Annotated in this window: 1 protein-coding gene; it reads left to right on the forward strand. The window is 45.1% G+C overall.

What is annotated here, in order from left to right:
* Window positions 1-296 precede the first annotated feature (296 nt).
* Window positions 297-1,481: an NAD(P)H-quinone oxidoreductase subunit H gene (locus tag PX636_RS15480; RefSeq protein ID WP_002760089.1), complete on the forward strand. Its 1,185-nt coding sequence runs from the start codon at window positions 297-299 to the stop codon at window positions 1,479-1,481.
* The last annotated feature ends 161 nt before the right edge of the window (window positions 1,482-1,642 follow it).

The raw sequence follows: 1,642 nt of genomic DNA on the forward strand, positions 1-1,642 counted from the left end.
GGGGGTAGAACCCCCCAAAAGCTTGGATTGAGTAATCAGATCTCAAGTAATACTAAATCCCTTGAGTATAGGCTATATATCAGGACAGGCAAGAGGCAAGAGGGGGAATACATAATCAGTTTTTAATAACTGGATTTAGGATCAGAATATTTTCATGCTTGACAGTGTAACTTGTTGCATCGTGACTGCCTCCTAAATTCTGCCGGCCGTCTCCTGATACCCGATAGTCCTTGTGTATTGTCGAAGCGTTTACTTATAATAACTTTAAAAAGATTTTCGGGATCATCGGTAGCCCTATGGCAAAAATTGAAACGAGAACAGAACCCATGGTTTTAAACATGGGACCCCATCACCCTTCGATGCACGGAGTTTTGCGCTTAATCGTCACCCTTGACGGGGAAGACGTGATTGACTGTGAACCCGTGATCGGTTATCTTCATCGGGGCATGGAAAAAATTGCCGAAAATCGCACTAATGTCATGTACGTTCCCTACGTTAGTCGTTGGGATTACGCCGCAGGGATGTTTAATGAGGCGATTACGGTCAATGCTCCCGAAAAATTAGCCGATATCGCCGTTCCCAAACGAGCGCAATATATCCGGGTGATTATGTTGGAACTCAACCGCATCGCTAACCATTTACTCTGGTTAGGCCCCTTTATGGCGGATGTAGGCGCACAAACTCCCTTTTTCTACATTTTCCGGGAACGGGAGATGATTTATGACCTCTGGGAAGCTGCCACGGGAATGCGGTTAATTAATAATAATTATTTCCGTATTGGTGGCGTGGCGGTGGATTTACCCTACGGATGGGTGGATAAGTGCGTGGATTTCTGTGACTATTTTGACCCCAAAGTGGACGAATACGAGAAATTAATCACTAATAACCCGATTTTCCGCCGTCGTATTGAAGGGATAGGCTGCATTACCAGAGACGAAGCGATTAACTGGGGTTTATCTGGTCCGATGTTACGCGCTTCCGGGGTGAAATGGGATTTAAGAAAAGTTGACCATTACGAGTGTTACGACGATTTTGACTGGGAAGTGCATTGGGAAACCGCCGGCGATTGTTTTGCTCGTTATCTGGTGCGGATTCGGGAAATGCGCGAATCGGTGAAAATTATCCGGCAAGCACTGAAAGGTTTACCCGGTGGTCCCTACGAAAATCTGGAAGCAAAACGGATGGCAGAAGGGAAAAAATCAGCTTGGAATGATTTTGACTATCAATATATCGCCAAAAAAGTCGCCCCCACTTTCAAAATCCCTAAAGGTGAACATTATGTGCGCTTGGAAAGCGGTAAAGGGGAATTAGGTATCTTTATCGTCGGTAATGATGATGTTTTCCCTTGGCGTTGGAAAATTCGGGCCGCCGATTTTAATAATCTTCAAATTCTGCCTCATATCCTCAAAGGGGTAAAAGTTGCCGATATTATGGCGATTTTAGGCAGTATTGATATTATTATGGGGTCAGTTGATCGCTAAATCTCTTTCAGGGTGAGTTATCTTAACTAACTCACCCTCGTTTTGGTCCAGTCTCATGTAATACCTGGACTTCCCCCATACATAGGGTTTGCTGAAAAAGTTGTTCGTGGGGGCAGGGTGTGGGGTGTGGGGTGTGGGGTGTAGGGTGTAGAGTTTTACCA

Origin of the sequence: Microcystis sp. M53598_WE2, from assembly GCF_030067735.1 — a bacterium.
Taxonomy (GTDB): domain Bacteria; phylum Cyanobacteriota; class Cyanobacteriia; order Cyanobacteriales; family Microcystaceae; genus Microcystis; species Microcystis aeruginosa.